The sequence below is a fragment of the Micromonospora sp. AMSO12t genome, from assembly GCF_008806585.1.
Lineage (GTDB): Bacteria > Actinomycetota > Actinomycetes > Mycobacteriales > Micromonosporaceae > Micromonospora > Micromonospora reichwaldensis.
This window is the reverse complement of the sequence record NZ_WAAS01000505.1, coordinates 1-1,304: the sequence shown is the minus strand read 5'-3', so window position 1 is coordinate 1,304 and position 1,304 is coordinate 1. Positions and strand designations below refer to the sequence as shown.

Sequence of the window (1,304 nt, the reverse complement as noted above, 5' to 3'; positions counted from 1 at the left end):
GACGTCGCCGGCCTCACGCCCGGCTCCGGCCTGACGCCTGGCTCCGGCCTGACGCCTGGCTCCGGCCTGACGTCCGGCTCCGGCCTGACGTCCGGCTCCGGCCTCACGCCTGGCTCCGGCCTCACGCCTGGCTCCGGCCTCACGCCTGGCTCCGGCCTCACGCCTGGCTCCGGCCTCACGCCTGGCTCCGGCCGCTGGCGGCTGCGCCGCCGCCGGCAGCGGCCCGGTCCGCCGCCCGGCGACGAGCTGATCAACCGGATCGTGACCGCCGCGGACCCGATCCGCCGCCGGACGATGGCGGCGGGGGAGATCGGCCCCGACCGGGGCGACGGTCCCGGCCGCCGCAACGGCGCCGGGCACCCCGGCGGGCAGGGCGGCGCGGTCGTACGCCGGCAGGGGCCGCCCGTCGACGACGGCGCGGGGGATCGCGGCGGCGACCTGGCCCCGACGGGCCGGCGCGGTGCCCGGCACGGCGCGGCCGGCCGGCGGGACGCGGACACCGCTGCGGCCGTCGACGCGGGCGAGATCACCATGTACTACCAGCCGCAGGTCGCCATCGCGACCGGCGAGGTGGTCGGCGTGGAGGCGCTGCTGCGCTGGCGGCACCCCCGCCGGGGGATGGTGGACCCGGAGGAGCTGATCCGGGTCGCCGAGCAGAGCGCGGTGATGCGGCTGCTCACCCGCCGGGTGGTGGACGACGTGGTGGAACAGCTCGCCAAGTGGTCGGCCGCCGGAATGGGCCTGCCGGCGGCGCTCAACGTCAGCGTGCGGGACCTGCACACCGGGGAGATCGCCGACCAGATCGCCGACCGGCTCGCCCGCTACGGCGTGCCGCCGCAGCGGCTGCAACTGGAGATCACCGAGGGCGCCCTGATGGCCGACCCGCGTCGGGTGCTGGCCACCATCACCCGGCTGCACCGGATCGGCGTGGGCATCTCGTTGGACGACTTCGGCACCGGCTACTCCTCCCTCCAGCACCTGCGGCGGCTGCCGCTGTCCGAGGTGAAGGTGGACCGCTCCTTCGTGCTGGGGATGGCCGAGGACGCCGACGACGCGGCGATCGTCAAGTCGACGATCGAGCTGGCGAAGGCGCTCGGGCTGCGAGTGGTCGCCGAGGGCGTCGAGGACGAGCGCACCTGGCGCATGCTGCACGCGGCGGGCTGCGACGCGGCACAGGGCTGGTTCTACGCCCGCCCGATGCCGGCCGAGGAGCTGGTCGGCTGGCTGGCCCGCTACCGGCCGGTCCGCCCGACGCCCAGCCCCGACGCGGAGATCCCCCGTCGGCACGCCCGCCGCGCGGGGCG

The 1,304-nt window shown here is 77.2% G+C and carries 1 protein-coding gene; it reads left to right on the top strand.

Annotation, left to right across the window (positions count from 1 at the left end):
- The coding region (locus F6X68_RS32645; protein WP_370519025.1) for a putative bifunctional diguanylate cyclase/phosphodiesterase at positions 1-1,304 on the top strand (1,304 nt) is incomplete at both ends.